Annotated in this window: 21 protein-coding genes; 13 read left to right on the top strand and 8 right to left on the bottom strand. The window is 66.7% G+C overall.

Annotation, left to right across the window (positions count from 1 at the left end):
* Window positions 1-118 precede the first annotated feature (118 nt).
* The 5 genes from BLQ58_RS04860 (at window position 119) to BLQ58_RS04840 (ending at window position 6,253) form a co-directional block, all read left to right on the top strand.
* Window positions 119-637 carry a formate dehydrogenase subunit gamma gene (locus BLQ58_RS04860; RefSeq protein WP_092595104.1) on the top strand — a complete coding sequence of 173 codons (519 nt, stop codon included), beginning with the start codon at window positions 119-121 and terminating at the stop codon, window positions 635-637.
* Window positions 634-2,190 carry a formate dehydrogenase beta subunit gene (locus BLQ58_RS04855; protein ID WP_092595102.1) on the top strand — a complete coding sequence of 519 codons (1,557 nt, stop codon included), beginning with the start codon at window positions 634-636 and terminating at the stop codon, window positions 2,188-2,190. The genes BLQ58_RS04860 and BLQ58_RS04855 overlap by 4 nt, the downstream gene beginning before the upstream one ends.
* 74 nt (window positions 2,191-2,264) lie before the next feature.
* A complete protein-coding gene (fdhF, locus tag BLQ58_RS04850) occupies window positions 2,265-5,138 on the top strand; it encodes a formate dehydrogenase subunit alpha (RefSeq protein ID WP_092595100.1) in 2,874 nt (957 codons plus the stop codon).
* 14 nt (window positions 5,139-5,152) lie between these two features.
* Window positions 5,153-6,001, top strand: coding sequence for a formate dehydrogenase accessory sulfurtransferase FdhD (gene fdhD, locus BLQ58_RS04845; protein ID WP_092595098.1), 849 nt, complete (start codon window positions 5,153-5,155; stop codon window positions 5,999-6,001).
* A 9-nt stretch (window positions 6,002-6,010) separates the two neighbouring features.
* Window positions 6,011-6,253: a formate dehydrogenase subunit delta gene (locus tag BLQ58_RS04840; protein ID WP_092595096.1), complete on the top strand. Its 243-nt coding sequence runs from the start codon at window positions 6,011-6,013 to the stop codon at window positions 6,251-6,253.
* 22 nt (window positions 6,254-6,275) lie between these two features.
* Here BLQ58_RS04840 and BLQ58_RS04835 read toward each other — a convergent pair whose 3' ends face one another.
* Window positions 6,276-6,746 carry an MgtC/SapB family protein gene (locus BLQ58_RS04835; protein WP_092595094.1) on the bottom strand — a complete coding sequence of 157 codons (471 nt, stop codon included), beginning with the start codon at window positions 6,744-6,746 and terminating at the stop codon, window positions 6,276-6,278.
* Between the two features lie 87 nt (window positions 6,747-6,833).
* Entirely contained in the window at window positions 6,834-7,529 is a 696-nt protein-coding gene (locus tag BLQ58_RS04830) for a transglycosylase domain-containing protein (RefSeq protein ID WP_092595092.1), read from the bottom strand.
* A 180-nt stretch (window positions 7,530-7,709) separates the two neighbouring features.
* Here BLQ58_RS04830 and BLQ58_RS04825 point away from each other — a divergent pair, with 180 nt between their 5' ends.
* Window positions 7,710-8,486: a tyrosine-protein phosphatase gene (locus BLQ58_RS04825; protein WP_175459836.1), complete on the top strand. Its 777-nt coding sequence runs from the start codon at window positions 7,710-7,712 to the stop codon at window positions 8,484-8,486.
* Between the two features lie 15 nt (window positions 8,487-8,501).
* Here the strand turns inward: BLQ58_RS04825 and BLQ58_RS04820 are convergent, their stop codons facing one another.
* Window positions 8,502-9,725, bottom strand: coding sequence for an acetate/propionate family kinase (locus BLQ58_RS04820; protein ID WP_092595088.1), 1,224 nt, complete (start codon window positions 9,723-9,725; stop codon window positions 8,502-8,504).
* Between the two features lie 12 nt (window positions 9,726-9,737).
* Window positions 9,738-10,826, bottom strand: a complete 1,089-nt coding sequence (locus tag BLQ58_RS04815; RefSeq protein ID WP_302847627.1) for a bifunctional enoyl-CoA hydratase/phosphate acetyltransferase — start codon at window positions 10,824-10,826, stop codon at window positions 9,738-9,740.
* Between the two features lie 264 nt (window positions 10,827-11,090).
* Here BLQ58_RS04815 and BLQ58_RS04810 point away from each other — a divergent pair, with 264 nt between their 5' ends.
* The 5 genes from BLQ58_RS04810 (at window position 11,091) to BLQ58_RS04790 (ending at window position 15,877) form a co-directional block, all read left to right on the top strand.
* Complete coding sequence (locus BLQ58_RS04810) at window positions 11,091-13,274, top strand: DUF3141 domain-containing protein (protein ID WP_092595084.1); 2,184 nt, start codon at window positions 11,091-11,093, stop codon at window positions 13,272-13,274.
* 84 nt (window positions 13,275-13,358) lie between these two features.
* Entirely contained in the window at window positions 13,359-14,138 is a 780-nt protein-coding gene (gene fabI, locus BLQ58_RS04805; protein WP_092595082.1) for an enoyl-ACP reductase FabI, read from the top strand.
* A 91-nt stretch (window positions 14,139-14,229) separates the two neighbouring features.
* Entirely contained in the window at window positions 14,230-14,472 is a 243-nt protein-coding gene (locus BLQ58_RS04800) for an RNA recognition motif domain-containing protein (protein ID WP_092595080.1), read from the top strand.
* A 79-nt stretch (window positions 14,473-14,551) separates the two neighbouring features.
* Window positions 14,552-15,355 carry a TOBE domain-containing protein gene (locus BLQ58_RS04795; RefSeq protein ID WP_092595078.1) on the top strand — a complete coding sequence of 268 codons (804 nt, stop codon included), beginning with the start codon at window positions 14,552-14,554 and terminating at the stop codon, window positions 15,353-15,355.
* Between the two features lie 3 nt (window positions 15,356-15,358).
* Window positions 15,359-15,877, top strand: a complete 519-nt coding sequence (locus BLQ58_RS04790; RefSeq protein ID WP_092595076.1) for a class IV adenylate cyclase — start codon at window positions 15,359-15,361, stop codon at window positions 15,875-15,877.
* Window positions 15,878-15,880: 3 nt separating this feature from the next.
* Here the strand turns inward: BLQ58_RS04790 and BLQ58_RS04785 are convergent, their stop codons facing one another.
* Genes BLQ58_RS04785 through modA form a run of 3 tightly spaced genes read right to left on the bottom strand, consistent with a single transcriptional unit; the run spans window position 15,881 to window position 18,157 of the window.
* Entirely contained in the window at window positions 15,881-16,603 is a 723-nt protein-coding gene (locus tag BLQ58_RS04785; RefSeq protein WP_092595074.1) for a sulfate/molybdate ABC transporter ATP-binding protein, read from the bottom strand.
* Window positions 16,604-16,610: 7 nt separating this feature from the next.
* Window positions 16,611-17,327, bottom strand: coding sequence for a molybdate ABC transporter permease subunit (modB, locus tag BLQ58_RS04780; protein ID WP_092595072.1), 717 nt, complete (start codon window positions 17,325-17,327; stop codon window positions 16,611-16,613).
* 59 nt (window positions 17,328-17,386) lie between these two features.
* Window positions 17,387-18,157, bottom strand: a complete 771-nt coding sequence (gene modA, locus BLQ58_RS04775; protein WP_092595070.1) for a molybdate ABC transporter substrate-binding protein — start codon at window positions 18,155-18,157, stop codon at window positions 17,387-17,389.
* 272 nt (window positions 18,158-18,429) lie between these two features.
* Between modA and BLQ58_RS04770 the strand changes: the two genes are divergently transcribed.
* Together BLQ58_RS04770 and BLQ58_RS04765 are read left to right on the top strand one after the other, a co-directional pair.
* Window positions 18,430-20,502 (top strand): bifunctional 2',3'-cyclic-nucleotide 2'-phosphodiesterase/3'-nucleotidase, encoded by a 2,073-nt coding sequence (locus BLQ58_RS04770; protein ID WP_092595068.1) that lies wholly within the window; start codon window positions 18,430-18,432, stop codon window positions 20,500-20,502.
* Window positions 20,503-20,512: 10 nt separating this feature from the next.
* The gene (locus BLQ58_RS04765; RefSeq protein WP_092595066.1) at window positions 20,513-21,331 is read left to right on the top strand and encodes a tetratricopeptide repeat protein; all 819 of its coding nucleotides are present in this window, start codon (window positions 20,513-20,515) and stop codon (window positions 21,329-21,331) included.
* A gap of 40 nt (window positions 21,332-21,371) precedes the next feature.
* Here BLQ58_RS04765 and BLQ58_RS04760 read toward each other — a convergent pair whose 3' ends face one another.
* Window positions 21,372-22,433 carry a fimbrial protein gene (locus tag BLQ58_RS04760; RefSeq protein ID WP_092595064.1) on the bottom strand — a complete coding sequence of 354 codons (1,062 nt, stop codon included), beginning with the start codon at window positions 22,431-22,433 and terminating at the stop codon, window positions 21,372-21,374.
* Between the last annotated feature and the right edge of the window lie 5 nt (window positions 22,434-22,438).

Genomic DNA, 22,438 nt, shown 5'->3' with positions numbered 1-22,438 from the left:
TGAACGGTGCAAAACACGGTTCTATAGTCGCATAAAGAGGCCAAAAAGCCCGTTGTGATGTTCCGGAATATGAATAAAAAAGCCGGTTTCGGAACCGACAGAACAAAATGGAGACAGCATGCCAGACACCGCCATCCCCACGGCGCCAGCCGGCAATGGCCGGACGGATTCCGCAGATATCGCGCGCATCGTCGCAGCCAGGCGTGACATGCCTGGCGCGTTGCTGCCGATTCTGCACGAGATCCAGGACACCCAGGGCTATATCCCGGCCGATGCCGTGCCGGTCATCGCCAAGGCCCTGAACCTGTCGCGTGCCGAAGTGCATGGCGTCATCACGTTCTATCACCATTTTCGCGAGCAGCCTGCCGGCCGCCATGTCGTGCAGGTGTGCCGAGCCGAAGCCTGCCAGTCGGTGGGTGCCGACGCGCTGGCCGAACACGCCTGCCGCAAGCTTGGCTGCGACTTCCACGAGACCACGGCCGACGGCCAATATACGCTGGAGCCGGTCTACTGCCTGGGGCAGTGTGCCACCGGCCCGTCGATGATGATCGGCGACCGCATCCACGCGCGCGTCGATGCCAAGCGGTTCGACAAGCTTGTCGATGCCGTCCGCGAAAGCGAGGAGGCCCGCGCATGACCACCACCATCTTCGTTCCGCGCGATTCCACCGCGCTGGCGCTGGGTGCCGACGAGGTCGCGCAGGCCATCGCCGCCGAAGCCGCACGGCGCGGCGCCGACGTGCGCATCGTGCGCAACGGCTCGCGCGGCATGTTCTGGCTGGAACCGCTGGTCGAGGTGCAGACCGCTGCCGGACGCACCGCGTACGGCCCGGTGACGGAAGACGACGTCGCCGTGCTGTTCGATGCCGGTTTCCTGACCGGCGGCCAGCACGCGCTGGCGCTTGGCCTGACCGACGAGATTCCGTTCCTCAAGCAGCAGGAGCGCCTGACCTTTGCCCGCGTGGGCATCACCGATCCGCTGTCGCTCGACGACTACATCGCCCACGAAGGCTATGCCGGCCTGACCCGGGCGCTGACCATGGCACCCGGGCAGATCGTGCAGGAAGTGCTGGACTCGGGCCTGCGCGGCCGGGGCGGCGCGGCGTTTCCTACCGGCATCAAGTGGAAGACCGTGCTGGCCGCGCAGTCGCCGGTCAAGTACATCGTCTGCAACGCCGATGAAGGTGACTCGGGCACGTTCTCGGACCGCATGGTCATGGAAGACGACCCGTTCATGCTGATCGAGGGCATGACGATCGCGGGCCTGGCCGTGGGCGCCGAGTCCGGCTACATCTACACGCGTTCCGAATACCCTCACGCGATTGCCGCCACCGAGGCCGCCATCGCCACCGCCACGCAGGCCGGCTGGCTGGGCGACAACATCCGGGGCAGCGGCAAGCGGTTCACGCTGGAAGTCCGCAAGGGCGCCGGCGCCTATGTATGCGGCGAGGAAACCGCGCTGCTGGAAAGCCTGGAAGGCAAGCGGGGCGTGGTGCGTGCCAAGCCGCCCCTGCCGGCGCTGAAGGGGCTGTTCGGCCAGCCCACCGTGATCAACAACGTGATTTCGCTGGCCACGGTGCCGGTGATCCTGGCGCGGGGCGCCAAGTTCTACCAGGACTACGGCATGGGCCGCTCGCGCGGCACGCTGCCGTTCCAGCTGGCCGGCAATATCCGGCAGGGCGGTCTGGTGGAAAAGGCGTTCGGCGTGACGCTGCGCGAGTTGATGTTCGACTTTGGCGGCGGCACCCGCAGCGGCCGTGCCATCCGGGCCGTGCAGGTGGGCGGCCCGCTGGGTGCCTACCTGCCCGAGTCGCGCTTCGATGCACCGCTCGACTACGAGGCGTATGCCGCGTTCGGCGCGGTGGTGGGTCACGGCGGCATCGTCGTGTTCGACGAGACCGTCGACATGGCAAAGATGGCGCGCTACGCCATGGAGTTCTGCGCCATCGAGTCTTGCGGCAAGTGCACGCCGTGCCGGATCGGATCGACGCGTGGCGTCGAGGTGATCGACCGCATCATCGCCGGCGACCAGCCCGTGAAGCATGTGGCGCTGGTGCGCGACCTGTGCGACACGATGCTGGCGGGTTCGCTGTGCGCGATGGGCGGCATGACGCCGTACCCGGTGCTGTCCGCGCTGAACGAATTCCCCGAGGACTTCGGGTTGTCCGCCAAGCCTGCCCGCGCGGCCTGAACGGTATTCAAGAACGACGTGCCTCTCAGGGGCGCGCGCATCCACAAAAAGCAGTGCATTACGGGAGACATCCCTTGAACGCTCGCGACGATTTCGACTACGGCACCCCGGCCATCGATTCCGACACTCTGGTCACGCTGGAGATCGATGGGGTATCCGTCACCGTGCCGGCCGGCACCTCCGTCATGCGCGCCTCTGCCGAAGCCGGCATTGGCGTGCCCAAGCTCTGCGCCACCGATTCGCTGGAACCGTTCGGCTCCTGCCGGCTGTGCCTGGTGGAGATCGAAGGCCGGCGCGGCTATCCGGCCTCGTGCACCACCCCCGTGGAACCGGGCATGAAGGTGCGCACGCAGAGCGGCAAGCTTGGCGAACTGCGCCGTGGCGTGATGGAGCTTTATATCTCCGATCACCCGCTGGACTGCCTGACCTGCCCGACCAACGGCAACTGCGAACTGCAGGACATGGCTGGCGTGGTGGGCCTGCGCGAAGTGCGCTACGCGGACGGCGCCGGCGGTGCCGCCCCGATCGCCACCCACACGCACATGAAGAAGGACGAGTCGAACCCGTACTTCACGTACGACCCGTCCAAGTGCATCGTCTGCAACCGCTGCGTGCGTGCCTGCGAGGAAACCCAGGGCACCTTCGCGCTGACCATCAGCGGCCGGGGCTTTGATTCGCGCGTGTCCGCCGGCACCAGCCAGCCGTTCATGGAATCGGACTGCGTGTCGTGCGGCGCGTGCGTGCAGGCCTGCCCGACCGCCACGCTGACCGAGACCTCGGTGATCCAGCTGGGCCAGCCGTCGCACAACGTGGTGACCACGTGTGCGTACTGCGGCGTGGGCTGCTCGTTCAAGGCCGAGATGAAGGGCAACGAGGTGGTGCGCATGGTCCCGCACAAGGACGGGGCGGCCAATGAAGGCCACGCCTGCGTGAAGGGCCGCTTTGCCTGGGGCTATGCCACGCACAAGGACCGCATCCTCAAGCCGATGATCCGCGCGAAGATCACCGATCCGTGGCGCGAAGTGTCGTGGGAAGAGGCCATCGGCTACGCCGCCTCGCAGTTCAAGCGCATCCAGGCCGAGCATGGCACCGATTCGATCGGCGGCATCGTGTCGTCGCGCTGCACCAACGAGGAAGGCTACCTGGTACAGAAGCTGGTGCGGGCGGCGTTCGGCAACAACAACGTCGATACCTGCGCACGGGTTTGCCATTCGCCGACCGGCTACGGCCTGAAGACCACGCTGGGCGAATCGGCGGGCACGCAGACATTCCGCTCGGTGGCCAAGTCCGACGTGATCATGGTCATCGGCGCCAACCCGACCGACGGTCACCCGGTGTTCGGCTCGCGCATGAAGCGCCGCCTGCGCGCCGGCGCCAAGCTGATCGTCGTCGATCCGCGCCAGATCGATCTGGTGGATTCGCCGCACATCCGGGCCGACTATCACCTGCAGCTGCGCCCGGGTACCAACGTTGCCGTGGTCACGGCGATGGCCCACGTGATCGTCACCGAAGGCCTGCTGGCCGAGCAGTTCATCGCCGAGCGTTGCGAAGACCGCGCGTTCCAGCAATGGCGCGACTTCGTGGCACTGCCCGAGAATTCGCCGGAAGTGCTTGAGGCATCCACCGGCGTGCCGGCCGAAACGCTGCGCGGCGCCGCGCGGCTCTACGCCACCGGCGGCAATGCGGCCATCTACTACGGCCTGGGCGTGACGGAACACGCGCAGGGCTCCACCACGGTGATGGGCATTGCCAACCTGGCCATGGCCACGGGCAACGTCGGGCGCGAAGGCGTGGGCGTGAACCCGCTGCGCGGCCAGAACAACGTGCAGGGTTCGTGCGACATGGGATCGTTCCCGCACGAACTGCCGGGCTATCGCCATGTGTCGGATTCGACCGTGCGCAGCAGCTTCGAGGCCGCCTGGGGCGTGGGCATCAATCCCGAGCCGGGCCTGCGTATCCCGAACATGTTCGAGGCCGCGCTGACCGGCACGTTCAAGGGCCTGTACTGCCAGGGCGAGGATATCGTCCAGTCCGACCCGAACACCCAGCACGTGGCCGAGGCGCTGTCGTCGATGGAATGCATCGTCGTGCAGGACATCTTCCTGAACGAGACGGCCAAGTACGCGCACGTGTTCCTGCCCGGTTCGTCGTTCCTGGAAAAGGACGGCACGTTCACCAACGCCGAGCGCCGCATCTCGCGCGTGCGCAAGGTGATGCCGCCGCAGGCCGGGTATTCGGACTGGGAAGTGACGCTGCTGCTGTCGAAGGCGCTGGGCTATCCGATGGAATACAGCCATCCGTCCGAGATCATGGACGAGATTGCGCGCCTGACGCCGACGTTCTCGGGCGTGAGCTACCAGAAGCTCGACGAACTGGGCAGCGTGCAGTGGCCGTGCAACGCCGAGGCGCCGCAGGGCACGCCGACCATGCACGTCGACGGCTTCGTGCGCGGCAAGGGCAAGTTCATCATCACCAAGTACGTGCCGACCGACGAGAAGGTGACGCAGAAGTATCCGCTGTTGCTGACCACCGGCCGCATCCTGTCGCAGTACAACGTGGGCGCGCAGACGCGGCGCACGCACAACGTGCACTGGCACGACGAGGACCGGCTGGAAATCCATCCGCACGATGCCGAAGAGCGTGGCATCAAGGATGGCGACTGGGTGGGCGTCCAGAGCCGGGCCGGCGAGACCGTGCTGCGGGCCATCGTCAGCCAGCGCATGCAACCGGGGGTGGTCTACACGACCTTCCACTTCCCCGAGTCGGGCGCCAACGTGATTACCACCGACAACTCGGACTGGGCCACGAACTGCCCCGAGTACAAGGTGACGGCGGTGCAGGTGATGCCGGTGGCGCAGCCGTCCACCTGGCAGCGCAACTACCAGGCGTTCAACGAAGAGCAGCTGGGGCACCTGCGCGCGGCCAGCGAGACGGCGCAGGCGGGCTGACCCAGGGAGCGGCGATGAAACGCGACGTGCCATCTCCGGACAGCGCGGCCGGCACCGACGAGGTGCCGGCGCAGCGCACGTTCCCTGTCAGCCGCTGGCGTCACGGCGTGATGACGGCCGAAGTGGACCATCTGGCCGAGGAAGTGCCGGTGGCGCTGGAGTTCAACGGCATCTCCCACGCGGTGATGCTGGCCACGCCGGCCGATCTGGAGGACTTCGCGCTGGGCTTCAGCCTCAGCGAAGGCATAGTGCAGGCCGCCAGCGACATCTACGGCGTCGACCTGGAGGCCAGCACGCAAGGCATCACGGTCAAGGTGGAGATTGCCACTGGCGCCTTCGTCGAACTCAAGGGCCGCCGGCGGGCCATGGCCGGGCGTACCGGGTGCGGACTCTGCGGCACCGAATCGCTGGACGAGGTCGTGCGCATGCCGGAACCGGTGCGCAGCCAGGCCGAGTTCGATCCGCGCGTGTTCGAGCATGCGTTCGCGGTGCTGCACAAGCGCCAGGCGCTGCTGCGCGACACTGGCGCCACGCATGCCGCGGCGTGGATGCGGCCCGATGGCGAAATCGCGCTGGTGCGCGAGGACGTGGGCCGGCACAACGCGCTGGACAAGCTGGCCGGCGCATTGGCCCGCGGCGGCCAGGAAGACATTGCGCGCGGCGCGGTCATCGTGACCAGCCGCGCGAGCTACGAGATGGTGCAGAAGACCGCCGCCATCGGCGCGGGCGTGCTGGCGGCGGTGTCCGGCCCGACGGCCATGGCGGTGCGCCTGGCCGACACGGCAGGCATCACGCTGGCCGGCTTCGTGCGGGGCGGCACCATGGTGGTCTACAGCCATCCTCACCGACTACATACTGGATAAGGGTCTGGCATGCATATCGAGAACCTGGTCAAGATGGCCAACCAGATCGGCAGCTTTTTCGAGGCGATGCCCGATCGTGAAGAGGCGCTGGCCGATATCGCCTCGCATATCAAGAAGTTCTGGGAGCCCCGCATGAAGCGGGCGTTTCTGGCGCATATCGAAGCCGGCGGCGAGGGGGTGCACCCCATCGTCGTGGAGGCGGTGGCGCGTCATCCCGAAATGCTCCAGATCGTCCTGCGGGCGGCGGCCTGAGTTCCGTCTTCGCGGCGCGTCCCTACTTCTTCAGCCGGTAGAGCAACTGCAGGATCGCCAACCCGAACAGGGTGGCGATCACGGCCGTCGCTTCGCGGCCCAGCCCGCAGGCGACGCCGATGGCCGCCACGGTCCAGATGCTGGCCGCCGTGGTCAGGCCGCGCACATCCTCCTCGCTGTTCAGCTTGATGATTGCGCCGGCGCCCAGAAAGCCGATGCCGGACATCAGGCCCTGCAGCACCCGGCTCATGTCCGGCAACGGCACGCCCGCCTGCATCGGCACCAGCACGAACAGCGCCGAACCCATCGCCACGAGCATGTGCGTGCGCAGGCCGGCCGGCTTGCCCGCCGCTTCGCGCTCGTAGCCGATCAGCCCGCCCAGCAGCACGGCCAGCGTCAGGCGCAGCAGGATGCGCGTGAGTTCCTTGATGTCGGGCACGTCGGAAAATTCCGAGCGCAGCGTGCCGTAGATTTCGCCCCAGATTCCTTCCATGGCTGTCTCCACCCGGCGGTGTTTGGCTCGGGGCAGGCTAGCATGCGAAGGCCGGGCGGCGCCGTCGGGCGCCCGCTGACAAGACGGTCAGCGCAGACGCAGCGGCTCCAGCAGCGCGGCGTCGTACTGGGCACGCGTGATACGGCCCAGTTCCATCATCCGCAGCAGGATGTAGCTCTGCCGCTGCCGTGCCCGGCGCGGGTTCACCACGGGATTGTTGGCCGAAGGCGCCTTGGGCAGCCCGGCCAGCATGGCGCATTCGGCCAGCGACAACTGCTCCACGGGCTTGCCGAAGTAGGTGTCGGCGGCTTCCGAGAAGCCATAGGCGCCCTGGCCCAGGTAGATCTTGTTCAGGTAGAGCTCGAGGATCTCGTCCTTGCTCAGCGCGTCTTCGATGCGGTACGCCAGCAGGATTTCGTAAAGCTTGCGCGTGTAGGTCTTCTTGCGCGACAGGAAGAAGTTGCGGGCCACCTGCATGGTGATGGTGGACGCGCCCTGCGACAGTTCATCCGACAGGTTGGCGATGCCGGCACGCATCACGCCCACGTAATCGACGCCATCATGCAGATAGAAGCGGTCATCCTCAATGGCCACGACGGCCTCGGGCAGCGTATGGGGAAAATCCGCGAGCCTGACGTAGCCCGGCGTCTGCCGGAAGGCCAGCATTGCGTCGAGCGACGGCAACTGCCGGTTGGCCATCAATACGGCAAAGGCAACCAGCAACGAGCCGCCCACCACGGCGAGCAGCACGAACTTGACGAAGGCGGACCAGATACGTTGCATGGCGCGTATTGTGCCATTGCCGGGCGCGATCCCCGATTTTCCGGCCGCTTCCAGGTGGGGCACGGGCGCAGGGGTGGGCACATGGTGGTAATCAGGGTGTCGCCGCCGTTGGCGATCTGAAATAATGGACGCTGATCCCGAACATTTCCGAATGCGTATCGTGTGATGCGCCAAAGAGCCATGCAGACCGATATTGAACATAGCGCAGCCGCCACGATGCGGCCCTGTCTGGACCTGGAGACCATTGCCAACGCCCGCGACCTGGGCGGGCTGACCGCGCATGCCGGGCGCCAGATTCGCCAGAACAAGCTGTATCGCAGCGCCAATCCCGCACTCGGGTGCGCTGCGGATCTCGACAAGCTGCACGCGTTGCAGCTCGACATCGTCGTCGATTTTCGATCGTCGGGCGAGAAGTCACCCGGCGAGGAGGCATTCGGCGAGCGTTTCGAGTGGCTGGCGGTGCCGGTGCTCGATGGCGCGATGTCGATGGACGTATTGCTGCCGCGCCTGCGTGCCAGCAACGCCGCGCAGATGCACGGCTTCATGCTCGACGTGTATCGGGATTTTCCGGTGCGCTACCGCGACGCTTTCCGCACATTCCTGCGCCACGCCGAAGCGGGCAAGACGCTCTACTACCACTGCACGGCAGGCAAGGACCGCACGGGCTTTGCGTCGCTGCTGCTGCTGAGCGCACTCGGCGTGTCCCAGGACGATATCGTGGCCAACTACCTCGAATCGAACCACTGGAACCAGCGATTCAATGAAAAGATGCTGGCCGGCGTCGGACAGATCGGCGTGACGGCGGAGGCGATGCTGCCGCTGCTGGAAGTGCGCCCCGAATACATCGAGGCATCGATGGATGCCATCACCGCGACATACGGCAGCCTGGAACGCTTTCTGTCCGACGACCTTGGCGTGGACACCGCACTGCTGCGGGCCCACTACCTCGCGTCGTAGGCTAACGCGCCATTCTCAGAGCCCGCCGCTCTCGCGAAGGATACGCGCCGTTGACAGCGCGATCATGCCTTCCTCGTCGGTGGGCAACACCAGTACCGGAATGCGGCTCGCATCGCGGCTCACGCGCTGGCAATTGTCGCCGTTGGCGGTGGGGTCCAGCGAAACGCCGAACAGTTCGGTCAGGTGCGCGCAGATGCGGGCGCGAATGTCGGGCGAGTTGGCGCCCACCCCGGCCGTGAACACCAGGGCGTCCAGGCCGCCCAGCGTGACCGCCAGCTTGCCGATTTCCTGGGCCGCGCGATAGGCGTAGAAGTCGACGGCCAGCTTCGCACGCGGGCTGTCGCTGGCCAGCAGTGCGCGCATGTCGCTGCTGATGCCTGAGATGCCCTTGAGGCCCGACTGCCCGTACAGCATCGACTGGATCGCGTCGGTGCTCATGCCCTGCGCGGCCAGGTACAGCACCGCGCCGGGATCGATCGACCCACAGCGCGTGCCCATCGGCATGCCGTCCAGCGCGGTCAGGCCCATGGTCGAGTCCACGCTCTTGCCGCCATGCATCGCGCACAGGCTGGCGCCATTGCCAAGGTGGGCCACGATGACGCGGCCTTCGGCCAGGTCGGGCGCCACCTGTTTGAGGCGGCGCGCGATATACGCGTATGACAGCCCGTGAAAGCCGTAGCGCCGCACGCCCTGCTCGTAGTATTCGTAGGGCAGCGCCATCAGCTGTGCCAGTTCGTCGCGGCCGACGTGGAACGCCGTGTCGAAGCAGGCCACCTGCAGCAGTTCCGGTGCCGCGGCGCGGATGGCGCGGAGGGCCGTCAGGTTGTGGGGCTGGTGCAAGGGCGCCAGCGGCACCAGTGTTTCCAGCCTGGCAATCACCGCGTCGTCGATGCGCACCGCATCGGCAAAGTCGCTGCCGCCATGCACCACGCGATGGCCGATGGCTACCGGCGGCGTGTCGCGCAGCGCCACGCTCAGCGTCAGCCGGATCAGCCGGAAGGCCGCGTCGTGGTCGGGTACCTGCTCGACGGGAAATTTCTGATCGGTCACTTCGCGGCCGTCGGCCATGCGTGCCACCAGGCGCGGTGCCACGCCGATGCCTTCGATCTGGCCATGGGCGGCCAGCGACGGCTGGATATCGACGTTCTCGTGCGCCGCGTCGGGCACCACGTAGATCGATACCTTGACGCTCGACGAACCGGCGTTGACGACGAGAATGACGGGATGTGGTGTGCTCACGCCAGGGTCTCCTCAGGCCGGTACGGCGGTTTGCGCGGTGCGCCGCGAATGTGCCAGCAGCACCGCGATGGCGCAACTGCCGATGCGGGCGCGCACGCTGTCGGCGCGGCTGGTCAGGATGACCGGTACGCGCGCGCCCAGCACGATGCCCGCGGCTTCGGCGCCGGCCAGGAACGTCAGCTGCTTGGCCAGCATGTTGCCCGCTTCCAGGTCGGGCACCAGCAGGATATCGGGGTCGCCCGCCACCTCTGACTTGATGCCCTTGGTGTCGGCGGCGGCCTTGCTGATGGCGTTGTCGAACGCCAGCGGCCCGTCGAGCAGTCCGCCCTCGATTTGCCCCCGCAGGCTCATCATGCAAAGCGCAGCGGCTTCGATCGTCGACGGGATCTTGTCGGTGACGGTCTCCACGGCGGACAGGATCGCCACCTTGGGCCGATCGACCCCGAGCACGCGCACAAGGTCGATGGCATTGCGCACGATGTCGGCCTTTTCGTTCAGCGTGGGGAAGATGTTGACGGCGGCGTCGGTGATGAACAGCGGCTTGTGATAACTCGGCACATCCATCGCGAACACGTGCGACAGCCGCCGCCCGGTGCGCAGGCCGCTGGCGCTGCGCGCCACCGCATGCAGCAATTCGTCGGTGTGAAGGCTGCCTTTCATCAGCAGTTCGGCCCGGCCCGTGCGAACGGCCTCGACCGCACATTCCGCCGACGCATGGCTGTGCGGCGCGTCGATGATCTCGGTGTCGCCCAGGGCCAGCCCGTGTTCGGCGGCCACGACGCGGATGCGGGCCTCGGGGCCGCACAGGATGGGCACGATCAGCCCGAGCCGCGCCGCTTCCAGCGCGCCATCGAGCGACGAATAGTCGCAAGGATGGGCCACGGCGGTCGGGATCGGGGGAAGGCCCTCGCAACGTGCGAGCAGCCGGGCGTATTTGTCGTCGGACGATGGTGTCGGCATGGGCAGGTACCTGGAAATCCATCGGACAGCATCCGGCAATACATGGATGCTGCGTTGCGCAAACGTTCCGAGCCAGTATAGGCCAACGCGAGCGCCGTATCGATGACTTGCACCTGTCACACGCGAAGCGGTCCGACGCATTGGACTTTGGTAACGGTTGTCAGGGCGGGCCCAGGCTGGTAGATTTTTACTGTTGCATCGCAGCAAGCGATGTCCGCGCCACGCTGCACGCCATCTGACTCCGCCAATCCCCAAGGAGAAACGGAAATGAATGCACGCCAACCTGTCCCGGGGCAAGCATCCGGACAGGACGCCTCCGCCCCTGCCGCCCCGCAGGGCACGCCGGCTGATCCAGCCGCCTCGGCTGCCCAGGCCACCTTCCCCGCTTCACCATTCCCGTCCGCCATGTTCCCGCCGGTGCCGATGAATCCGGTGGCGCAGGCTGCGTGGGAATACGGGCTCGACGCCTGGCAACGTTCCATCCTGTTCCTGGACGTGCTGCGCCAACGGGGCAACGAGACCGGTGAGCACGAGCGCGGTGGCATGCCGCCCGTGCTTGTCTTCGACTACGAGGTGCTGATGGACGGGCGCGATCTGCCCCGGCCGGTGAACTACGCGCTGTTGCGCATCGTGCCGCCGGCCGCGCATCCCACCGACATGACCCGGCGCCCATTCGTGGTGATGGACCCGCGCGCGGGTCACGGTCCCGGCATCGGCGGCTTCAAGGCCGACAGCGAGATCGGCAACGCCATCCGCACCGGCCATCCGTGCTACTTCATCACGTTCTTCCGTGACCCGTGCCCGGGCCAGACGATCGAGGATGTGGCGCGTACCGAGGGCAAGTTCCTGCAGGCGGTTGCCGAGCGCCATCCCGATGCGCCGGGCAAGCCGTTCGTCGTCGGCAATTGCCAGGCCGGCTGGGCATTGCTGATCCTGGCGGCCGCTTCGCCGGAAGCGACCGGCCCGATCCTGCTGGCCGGCGCGCCGGTGGCCTACTGGTCGGGCGTGCGCGGCAAGAATCCGATGCGCTATTCGGGCGGCCTGCTCGGTGGCACGTGGCTGTCGTCACTGGCGGCGGACCTGGGCAATGGCCGTTTCGACGGCGCCTGGCTGGTGCAGAATTTCGAAAAGCTGAATCCGTCGAACACGCTCTGGGAAAAGCTGTACAACGTCTATGCCAAGGTCGATACGGAAGGGCCCCGCTTCCTGGAGTTCGAACGCTGGTGGGGCGGCCACTTCCTGATGAACCGCGGCGAAATCGACTGGATCGTGCAGAACCTGTTTGTCGGCAACCACCTGACGGCGGGCGAGGTGCGCAGCAGCGATGGCCAGACCGTGATCGACCTGCGCAACGTGCGCTCGCCGGTGATCGTGTTCGCCTCCTGGGGGGACAACATCACGCCGCCGCAGCAGGCGCTGAACTGGATTCCCGATCTCTACGCGAGCGTGGACGAACTGGTGGCCAACGATCAGACCATCGTCTATTGCCTGCATCCGTCCATCGGACACCTGGGCATCTTCGTCTCGGGCAGCGTGGCCAACAAGGAGCACTCGGAGCTGTTCTGCGCGCTCGACCTGATCGACGTGCTGCCCCCGGGGCTGTATGAAGCGAAGATCGAGGACGTTGCACCCGATGCCCCGCACACCGACCTGATCGAAGGCCGCTACCTGGTGCGCTTCGAGCGACGGACCATCGACGACATCCTGGCGCTGGACGACGGCCGCGAGGACGAGAAGCCGTTCGAGGTGGTGCGCCGCGTGGCGGAGATCAACCAGCATCTGTACGACACGTATGCATCGCCGTTCGTCCGCGCCATGGCGAACGAGGCCACGGCCGAGGGCATTCGCGCGATTCACCCGTCTCGGCTCGAACGCTCCCTGTTCGCCGACAGCAACCCGTGGATGCAGTGGGTGGCCACGATGGCGCCGGCCGTGCGCGATGCGCGCCAGCCGGTGTCCGCCGACAATCCGTTCCTGGCGATGCAGCAGGCCGTGTCCGACCAGATCGTGCGCTCGCTGGACCAGTATCGCGATGCGCGCGACGCCTGGCAGGAGCGCATGTTCGAATCGCTCTATGCCACGCCGTGGCTGCCGGCGATGCTCGGCATGACGGCCACGCCGAAGGCGCCGGAATCGCCCGCCATCACGGCATTGCGCAAGGAAGTGGCCGAGCTGCGGCGGCGCGAGGCGGAACGCGAGATCGACACCGGCACGCCACTCGATGCCTTCCTGCGCGTGCTGTCCTATGTGACGCAGGGCCGCTCGGCCATCGAGGAGCGGCCGTTCAACCTGCTGCGCAAGCTGGCGCGCGAGAACCCGCCGGAACAGCGCATCACGCTGGCGGAATTCAAGGACGCGGTGCGCCGGCAGAGCTATATCGTCAGTCTGGACCCCGAAGGGGCCATCCGGGCGTTGCCGGCACTAGTGCCCGAGATGAAGGAGCGCCGCCGCATCATGGTGCTGGCGCATCGCGTGCTGACCGTGGGTGGCCCGCTCGATGCCGAATGGCTGGCCCGTTACCGCGAGGTTGCCGAGATATTCGGCACCGACCACGGCAACGGCAAGGCCACGCAGGAAGCGAAGGCGTAGCGCTATGTCGCTGGCTTCCTGCCTTTCCCGCGAAAGCGCAAGAGGCGAAGCCAGCAGAGAAAGCAAGCAACGGGAGGTTTGCCCATGCTCCAGGTTCCTAGTCCCCCGCTGTCCGGCAACCGCGTGCTCGTCGTTGGCGTCGCCAACGAGGATTCCATCGCGTGGGGCTGCGCACGTGCGTTTCACGAGATGGGCGCCGAGGTGGCCCTGACCTATCTGAACGACAAGGCCTATCCGCATGTGGCGCCGCTGGCGGAGCAGATCGGGGCGCCGATCCTGATGCCGCTGAACGTGGAAGACGATGCCCAGATGGATGCGCTGTTCGCGCGCATCGGCGAGGTGTGGGGCCATCTCGACTCGGTGGTGCATTCGGTGGCTTTCGCGCCCAAGACCGACCTGCAGGGCGGGCTGCTGCAGTCGTCGGCCGCCGGTTTCGCGCGGGCCATGGATGTGTCGTGCCATTCGTTCATCCGCATGGCGCGCCGGGCCGTGCCGCTGATGGGGCAGGGCGGCACGCTGTTCGCGATGAGCTATGACGGCGCCAACCGCGTGGTGCCGAACTACGATCTGATGGGGCCGGTCAAGGCAGCGCTGGAGGCCACCTGCCGCTACCTGGCCTATGAACTCGGGCCCAAGGGCATCCGCGTGCATGCGATTTCGCCGGGGCCGCTCAAGACGCGCGCGGCGTCCGGGCTCAAGGATTTCGATGTCCTGCTGGCCGAGGCGGCCGGCCGTGCACCGTTGGGCGAACTGGTCGACATCATGGATGTGGGCTTTACCACCGCTTACCTGGCCACGCCCTATGCCCGCCGCGTATCGGGCAATACGGTGTACGTGGACGGTGGCGTACACATCATGGCGTGAAACGTGCGATTGCCGCATCGGCCGGCCGCCAGGAGGCAAAGCGCGGCCTAGAATACATGCATCACCACTTTCCAATGCGGGAGAGGCTGCCATGCAGGTGTTGATCCGCGGGCTGCATCGTGATGTGACCGAGGAAATGCTGCGCGACAAACTCAAGGACTATGCCAAGGTGAACTCCGTCGAGATCGTGCGCGACGGCGACGCCGATCATCCCTGGGCGTGGGTGGACCTTGCGGTCGACCCGTTCACCTGCTGGCGTCTGCTGCGGCAGTTCGACAAGCAGTACTTTGCCGGCAGCATCATGCGCTGGTACATCCCGGCCCACCAGAGCTGACACCGGACCACGGCCGGTCACGCACCGCGTGCGTCTGGCGGTACCATACGCGTTCCCTTCATTACACACAGGTCAGCGCATGCTCGAACTCCAGGGCGCCATCTGGTTTCGCGCCGGCAAGCAGGACTGGGGCGGCCGCGACCGGATCGCGCTGCTTGCGGCCATCGGCGAACACGGCTCGATCACGGCCGCCGCGCGTGCCGTGGGCATCAGCTACAAGGGCGCATGGGATGCCATCGACGCCATGAACAACAGCGCCGGCGAGCCGCTGGTCGTACGCGCCGCCGGCGGCAAGGGCGGCGGCGGCACACGGCTGACCGAGCGGGCCGCGCGCCTGATCGCCACCTACCGCGCGATGGAAGCCGAGCACGCCCGGTTCATCGCCCATCTGGAGCGGGCCGGGGCGATGTCCGATGCCAATCCCGAAGATATCCACCTGATCCAACGCATGATGATTCAGACCAGTGCGCGCAACAAGCTGTTCGGCCGCGTGGAGGCCGTGCGGGCCGGCGCCGTCAACGACGAAGTCACGCTGGCGCTGCCGGGCGGTCTGCGTATCGTGTCCACGATCACGCATGAGAGCGTGGAAACGCTGGGCCTGACGCCGGGCGCCGAGGCGTTCGCGCTCGTCAAGGCGTCGTCGGTGCTGATCGGGCTGCCGGACCCCGCCGCGCGGCTCTCCGCTCGCAACCAGTTGCCTGGCACGGTCGCCCGTGTGGTGCCCGGCGTCGTCAATGCCGAGGTGGTACTCGAACTCGATGGCGGCGGCACTGTGGCGGCCATCATCAACAACGGGGCGCTGGCCGACCTCGACCTGAAGGAAGGCGTGCGCGCGCTGGCGATCTTCAAGGCGTCGAGCGTGATCCTGGGCACGATGATCTGAGCCATGGCACGCAATGTGGAAATCAAGGCGCGCATCGACAGCGTCGACGCGCTGGTGCCGCGGGCGGCGGCCATCGCCACCGAGGGCCCGGAACGGATCGAGCAGGACGACACCTTCTTCCCGTGCCCGAACGGGCGCCTGAAGCTGCGCGCGTTCGACGCGACGTCGGGCCAGCTGATCTTTTACGCGCGGCCCGATCAGGCCGGGCCCAAGGAAAGCTTCTATATCCTGTCGCCCACCGCATCACCCGACACGCTGCGCGACGCGCTGACCGCTGCGCACGGCTCGATCGGCCGGGTGCGCAAGGTGCGCACGCTGTTCCTGGTGGGCCGCACCCGCGTGCATCTGGACCGCGTGGAAGGACTGGGCGATTTCCTGGAGCTGGAAGTGGTGCTGCGCGACGGCGAGGCGGTGGATGCCGGCGTGACGGAGGCCCACACGCTGATGGCCCGGCTGGGCGTGCCACCCGATGCCCTGATCGAGGGCGCCTACCTTGACCTGCTGCGCCAGCAGGGTGCCTGACCGCTAGATGGCGTGGGCGCTCACGGGCGCGTAGACCGGCGGGTGGCGGTGCGCGCGGCCGCTGGCGTGAATGCGTCCATCGCGGATTTCCAGCACGTGGTCGCCCAGCACTTCGACGTCCTCGGGGTCGTGCGAGATCATCAGCATCGGCACGTCCAGGCTTTCCTGCAGCGCGCGCAGTTCCTCGCGCATCCTCGCGCGCAAGGCGGGGTCCAGTGCCGAAAACGGTTCGTCCAGCAGCAGGATGTCGGGCCGCGCCACCAGTGCGCGGGCCAGCGCAACGCGCTGCTTCTGCCCGCCTGAAATCTGCGACGGATACTGGTTGACGATTTCCCGCAGGCCGAATGCCTCGACCCAGCGGGCGGCTTCGGGCGGCAGCGCGCGGCGTGCCGGATTACGCCAGCCCAGCTTGAGCCCGAACGCGATGTTCTGCGATACGGTCAGGTGCGGGAACAGCGCGTAATCCTGGAACAGGTAGGCCACGCGGCGCTCCTGTGGCCGTACGTCGATGCCGGTGTCGCTGTCGAACAGCGTACGGCCATTGAGCACGATGCGGCCGCTGTCGGGTGCCATCAGTCCGGCGATAGCCCGCAGCGTCAGGCTCTTGCCGGCCCCTGACGGGCCGAACAGCGCAATGCGCCCGCTATCCGATTCGAAGGAAATATCGAGCGCGAATTGGCGATCCTGCGATGCCATGCGTTTCCGGACGGTGATCTGCATGCTCATGTCGATCTCACCCGGTGATGGCGTCGCGCCGGAACTTGCGGCGCTCGAACACGTTGCCGGCGCCGCGCTGGGCCGGCGGTACCAGGCGCGCGGCCACCACCAGCAGCACGATGCAGGTGAGCGACGTCACCAGCACCAGTAGGTTCGCCGTGTCGTCGTTGCCGGCCTGTACGGCCTCGTAGATGGCTACGGAAAGGGTTTGGGTGCGGCCCGGAAGGTTGCCAGCCACCATCAGCGTGGCACCGAATTCGCCCAGCGCCCGCGCAAAGGCCAGCAGTACGCCGGCGACGATGCCGGGCAGTGCCATGGGCAGCGTCACGCGGAAGAAGATGGCGGATTCGGAGACGCCCAGCACGCGGGCTGCATTTTCAAGCTGGTGATCGACGCCCTCGAACGCGGCGCGCGCCGACTTGAGCACCAGCGGAAACGCCACCACGGTCGAAGCCAGGACCGCGCCCTGCCAGGTGAATACCAGCTCGATGCTCAGGGTTTCGAGCCAGGCCCCGAACACGCCCCGCCGTCCTACCAGCACCAGCAGGTAGTAGCCCAGCACGGTTGGGGGCAGCACCAGCGGCAGCGTCAGGATGGCATCCACCACATCGCGCGCGCGCGAGCGCCAGCGCGCGATGGCATAGGCGGCGGCCACGCCAAGCACGGCATTGAGCAACGTGGCCCATCCCGCTACCTTGAGCGACAGCAGCAGCGGAACCCAGACAGCATCCATGGCGATGGCTTCAGACAGTGAGTTGGGTGAACGAGGTTACCAGAGCCGGCCGCGGTGACTCAGGGCTTCTGGAAACCGTACCTGGCCAGCGTGGCCTGGCCTTCGGGCGATAGCACATACTGCACGAACGCGTTGGCCTGAGGGGCCTGCCTGCTCTGCGTGGTCACGGCGATCGGATAGGTCACCGGCGTCGGGGTCGGCACGCGCGTGGCCACCTTGACCTTCTCCGGCATCACGGCGGCATCGGTGGCGAACACGAAGCCCGCATCGACCTCGCCGCGCGCCACATAGTCCAGCGCCTGCCGCACGTTCTGGGCCGGTACGCCCTTGGCCTCCACTGCACCCCACAGCCCCTGTGACTCCAGCGCGCCCTTGGTGTAGCGGCCCACCGGCACCGACGACGGGTTGCCGTAGGCAATGCGCCTGATATCGGCGCGGCTCAGGTCCTTCGGCGCGGCGATGTTCAGCTTGCTGTCATGCGGCACGATGAGCACGATCGCATTGGCCGCGAAATCCTTGCGCGTGGCAGCCTGCACCACCTTTTCGGCCTCGGCCTTGTCCATGGCGCTCTGGTCGGCCGAGGCGAACACGTCGGCTGGCGCACCCTTGACGATCTGCTGCATCAGCACGTCCGACGCGCCAAAGTTCAGCACCACCTTCGTCTCGGGATGGACGCGCTCGAATTGCTCGCCCAACTGCTTGAACGCGTTCGTCAGGCTGGCGGCGGCAGATACCACCAGGTCGGCGGCAAAGGCCGACGGCGCGGCCAGGGTCAGGGCAACCAGGGCGGCGCCCGCGGCGGCACGGCGCGCAAAGGGATGGAGGCTCATGGCAGAGGCGTCAGATGGATGAGGAGGGCGCGATGGGCTGGATCCGCAATATAAGCGCCTATATAACGCACCGTCAATTGCGCGAACGGATAAGGGACTTCAGCCAACCGGAATAGTCCTGCCCGCCCCGGCGTCGGGCAAATATGACGTTTTTGCCATATATGTGCGGCTTGTCACGGTAATGACGCGATTTCGCCACTTCCCTGCCATCACGGCTGCCGACAATTCCCCGGGTTGCGCCATAAACAGAAAACGACAGGGAATCCGAGACCATGCAGAACCATCGCATCCGGGCCGCCATGCTGGCGGCCGTGGCCGCCGCGGCGCTGGCCGCCTGCGGCTCCGACGACAATAGCAACGCGGGCAACGCAAACAACGGCGGTGACGGCAACAACGGCAACACGTCGATCCCGGCCGGCACGAAATCCACGCTGGCGCTGCTGGAAACCACCGATCTGCACACCAATGTGCTGAGCTATGACTATTTCAAGCTCGCCGAGGACAAGTCGATCGGTTTCGAGCGCGTGGCCACGCTGATCAAGGCGGCACGCGCGGAATTCCCGAACAGCATGCTGCTGGATAACGGCGACACCATCCAGGGCACCGCGCTGTCCGACTACCAGGCGCTGGTCAAGCCGGTCGGCTGCGGCGAGACGCTGGCCATGTACAAGGTAATGAATGCGGCCGGTTTCGACGGCGGCGGCATCGGCAACCACGAATTCAACTATGGCCTGCAGTACCTGAGCCAGGTCACGGGCAACCGCTTCAATGTCGACGGCCTGCCCGATCCGTCGGCGCAGCAGTCCTGCGCCGGGCCGAAGTTTCCGCAGGTGCTGGCCAACGTCTACAGCGTGAAGACGCGCCAGCCGCTGTTCCAGCCGTACGCGATCCTGAACAGGACGATCACGGCCACCGGCCCGGACGGCAAGGCCCTGTCGGCGCCGATCAAGGTCGGCATCATCGGCTTCGCACCGCCGGCCATCCTGAGCTGGGACAAGCGCTGGCTTGACGGAAAGGTCTACACCGAAGGCGTGGTCGAGACCGCGAAGAAGTACATCCCCGAAATGCGCGCCAAGGGCGCCGACCTGGTGGTCGTGATCTCGCACGGCGGGCTGGACAATTCCACGTATTCGCCGACGATGGAGAACGGTAGCTATCACCTGTCGAAGGTCGATGGTGTGGACGCCATGCTGATCGGCCACTCGCACCAGATCTTCCCCGACGCCACGAGCACGGTGGGCCAGTTCAACCTGCCGGGCGTGGACAAGGCCCGCGGCACGGTCAACGGCGTGCCGACCGTGATGGCCAACTACTGGGGCAAGCACCTGGGCGTGGTCAACCTGGCGCTGAACTACGACGGCAAGAACTGGAGCGTGGACCGCGCCAACACCAGGGTGGAGGCCCGTTCGATCCAGAATGCCGACAAGAGCTACGTGGCCGCCGACGCCAGCGTGGCGCCAGCCGTCGACACCGAGCACCAGGCCACCATCCAGTACGTGAAGACGCCGATCGGCAGCACGAACTACCGGATGACGAGCTACTTTGCCGATGTGGGCGACCCGGGCGCGATCCAGATCGTGAACCAGGCGCAGGCGAAGTACGTGAAGGACTACATCACCGCCAACCTGCCGGCGCTGGCCTCGTTGCCGGTGCTGTCGGTCTCCGCGCCGTTCAAGAGCGGCTTCGGCGGCGGCAACGACTATACCGACGTGGCCTCCGGCAACCTGGCCATCAACAACGCGGCCGATCTCTACCTCTACCCGAACACGGTCTACGCGGTGAAGGTCAATGGTGACGAACTCAAGGCCTGGCTGGAGACCGCGGCCAGGCGATTCAACCAGATCAACCCGGCGCTGGCCACCGAGCAGCAGCTGATCAGCACGTTCCCCGGCTACAACTTCGACATGTTCAACGACGCGGACATGCAGTACGAGATCGACGTGACGCAGGCAGTCGGCAACCGCATCAAGAACCTGACCTACAAGGGGGCGCCGGTCACGTCGGCCATGGATTTCATCGTGGCCACCAACAACTACCGCGCCAGCGGGGGTGGCAACTTCCCGGGCCTGGACGGCACCAGGACGGTCTACGCGTCGCCGGACGCCAACCGCGACGTGCTGATCCAGTACGTGAAGGCCGTCGCCAACGTGACCCGCGCCGCCAACGGCAGCGCCCGCAGCTGGCACTTCACGAAGGTGGCGACCGCCGGCGACGTGGTGTTCAGCTCGGGCGTGGGCATGCTGGCGCAGGCAACGGCGGGCGGCGTGGCCGGCGTGTCGCTGGTCGCGGCCGACGACGGCTCTGGCAAGAACCTGTCGAAGTACAAGATCGACCTGAACCAGTAATCCATCCACGATGCAAGCCACCGCTTCCGCCACGCTCGCGCCCACGCGCGCCGCATCGCGCCGTCTGCCGCGCGTTCATCCGCTGTTCGCGGCCGCGACACTGGCGGTCACGGTGGCCGCAGCCGGCGTGGCCGGCGCAGCGGTGTGGCGGCACCAGTCCGACACGCGCCACGCCGAACTGTCGCAGTGGCAGTTGCTGGCGACATCGGCCGGCGATGCCGGGGCGCTGGATCAGCTACAGCAGGCCGCCCGCGCTGGCGAAACCGCCGCGCGGGCCGCACTTGGCGAAACGATGATGTCACGCACCGACGCGACCACCCGTGCAGATGGCGAACGCTGGCTGCGCATGGCGGCGGACAGCGGCCATGTGCGTGCCCAGTTCCTGCTCGGCAAGGCGGCGATGCTGGGCACGCTGGCCAGCGGCCGGGCAGACCAGTCGCTGGCGTGGCGGCTGCTGGATGCGGCGGCCAATGGCGGTGACATCGGCGCGGCCTACTACCTGGGCCTGTTGTATCGCGGCGGCCATGGCCGCATGCCCGATCCGGCCAGCGCGGCACGCTGGTTCAAGGTGGCGGCCGACGGCGGGGTGGCGCAGGCCATGTTCCTGCTCGGCAATGCCTATCGCGAAGGCGACGGTGTGGCGCAGGACGATGCCCGTGCGGTGGCGTGGTACGAAGCCGCAGCCGAACGCGAGCATCCCGCGTCGATCCAGACGCTGGCCATGGCCTATCGCCATGGCGAACTGGGGCTGGCGCAGGACGACCGCAACTACCGCCAGCACATGGCAGAGGCCGCGCACGCGCTCAAGCATCCGGCCATCAATCCCTGATGGACGCCTACCGGCCCGCCCGCCTCACGGCGGGCTCGGGCTATTGGTAGCTCATCGTGAACGTGGCCACGCCACGCACGGTCCCAGGTGTGACGTTGCCGGTCGATACGTACTCGGCACTCATCCGGATGTTCATGGCGCCGCTGGTTTGGCCGACACGCCATTGGTTTAACGTTCCTGCCGTGGCCGAGTCGGGCCCGAACCTGACAGGCTCGTTGTCCGGATTGCGGATGCGCAGGCGAACGCCTTGTGCCGTGGAATCGTTGGTGAGCGTGAGCAGTTCGGACCGGTTGCCCGGCATCGTGGCGTCCGTCAGGGTCATGTAGACGTTCGCGTCGTTGTCGCATTGCAGGCCGATAAAGAAGGTGGTGTTTCCGGTGGTCGAGCCCACATCGCCCAGATCGTAGGCGTGCGCGGCCAGCAGCGGGACGCTGACGTCGGGGGTGGTTACCCTGCACGACCGCGCGGCCGGCAATGCGGTGCTCGGCAGTGCGGTCTGCGCGGACGGCACGCCGTAGGTCGACAGGCTGGAAGCAGAGTATGTGTAGAAGGCCAGCATGCTTTGCCTTCGAACCTGCGTGCTGGATATCGTGCCGGTCTTGACGAGCTGGAAACTGAGCTGCGTGGTCATGGAGCCACCGCGGACCATGGACGGACCGATCACGATGCTTGCTGGGGTGCCGATGTTCGACACGACTCTGTCGCCATACGAGTCAGTGACGCGTATGCCAATCCCCGGCGTACCGCTTTCCCACGCATCCGGAACGGTCGCGGATACGGGCAGCGAGACGTGCCCGCTCGCCCGGAATGGCCCTGCGTTCCGCTTGTTGCTTTCGCATCGAAACGAATAGGTCAGCGTCTGCACCTCGCTGATCGGCGCCCCGATCGGCGTATCGCGGGCCAGCTGGAGGGTGCGGAACGCGAGTTGCCCCGAAACCTGTCCAGGGCACTGATTGAGCTGCCGGGTGGTCTGGGCATGGGCGGTGCCGGGCATCGAGACCAGCAAGCAGGCCGCAAGCCAGATCGGCCCCGGTATCGCGAACCGGCCGATGCGCTCGGTGCGGCCTGAAAGTGGTTGGATGCGGCGCTGGTGTGACTTCACGCTTT

It is taken from the genome of Ralstonia sp. 25mfcol4.1, from assembly GCF_900104095.1.
GTDB lineage: Bacteria > Pseudomonadota > Gammaproteobacteria > Burkholderiales > Burkholderiaceae > Cupriavidus.
This window is presented reverse-complemented; position numbering and strand designations above follow the sequence as displayed.

Excerpts from the sequence above, each read along its gene's own strand:
- modA (WP_092595070.1), bottom strand. The coding sequence starts at position 18,157 with ATGAGCCTCCATCCCTTTGCGCGCCGTGCCGCCGCGGGCGCCGCCCTG.
- BLQ58_RS04790 (WP_092595076.1), top strand. The coding sequence starts at position 15,359 with ATGGCACGCAATGTGGAAATCAAGGCGCGCATCGACAGCGTCGACGCG.
- BLQ58_RS04785 (WP_092595074.1), bottom strand. The coding sequence starts at position 16,603 with ATGAGCATGCAGATCACCGTCCGGAAACGCATGGCATCGCAGGATCGC.
- BLQ58_RS04860 (WP_092595104.1), top strand. The coding sequence starts at position 119 with ATGCCAGACACCGCCATCCCCACGGCGCCAGCCGGCAATGGCCGGACG.
- BLQ58_RS04835 (WP_092595094.1), bottom strand. The coding sequence starts at position 6,746 with ATGGAAGGAATCTGGGGCGAAATCTACGGCACGCTGCGCTCGGAATTT.
- BLQ58_RS04855 (WP_092595102.1), top strand. The coding sequence starts at position 634 with ATGACCACCACCATCTTCGTTCCGCGCGATTCCACCGCGCTGGCGCTG.
- BLQ58_RS04800 (WP_092595080.1), top strand. The coding sequence starts at position 14,230 with ATGCAGGTGTTGATCCGCGGGCTGCATCGTGATGTGACCGAGGAAATG.
- BLQ58_RS04795 (WP_092595078.1), top strand. The coding sequence starts at position 14,552 with ATGCTCGAACTCCAGGGCGCCATCTGGTTTCGCGCCGGCAAGCAGGAC.
- BLQ58_RS04840 (WP_092595096.1), top strand. The coding sequence starts at position 6,011 with ATGCATATCGAGAACCTGGTCAAGATGGCCAACCAGATCGGCAGCTTT.
- BLQ58_RS04810 (WP_092595084.1), top strand. The coding sequence starts at position 11,091 with ATGTTCCCGCCGGTGCCGATGAATCCGGTGGCGCAGGCTGCGTGGGAA.
- modB (WP_092595072.1), bottom strand. The coding sequence starts at position 17,327 with ATGGATGCTGTCTGGGTTCCGCTGCTGCTGTCGCTCAAGGTAGCGGGA.
- fdhD (WP_092595098.1), top strand. The coding sequence starts at position 5,153 with ATGAAACGCGACGTGCCATCTCCGGACAGCGCGGCCGGCACCGACGAG.
- BLQ58_RS04770 (WP_092595068.1), top strand. The coding sequence starts at position 18,430 with ATGCAGAACCATCGCATCCGGGCCGCCATGCTGGCGGCCGTGGCCGCC.
- BLQ58_RS04765 (WP_092595066.1), top strand. The coding sequence starts at position 20,513 with ATGCAAGCCACCGCTTCCGCCACGCTCGCGCCCACGCGCGCCGCATCG.
- BLQ58_RS04825 (WP_175459836.1), top strand. The coding sequence starts at position 7,710 with ATGCAGACCGATATTGAACATAGCGCAGCCGCCACGATGCGGCCCTGT.
- fabI (WP_092595082.1), top strand. The coding sequence starts at position 13,359 with ATGCTCCAGGTTCCTAGTCCCCCGCTGTCCGGCAACCGCGTGCTCGTC.
- BLQ58_RS04830 (WP_092595092.1), bottom strand. The coding sequence starts at position 7,529 with ATGCAACGTATCTGGTCCGCCTTCGTCAAGTTCGTGCTGCTCGCCGTG.
- BLQ58_RS04815 (WP_302847627.1), bottom strand. The coding sequence starts at position 10,826 with ATGCGTCGGACCGCTTCGCGTGTGACAGGTGCAAGTCATCGATACGGC.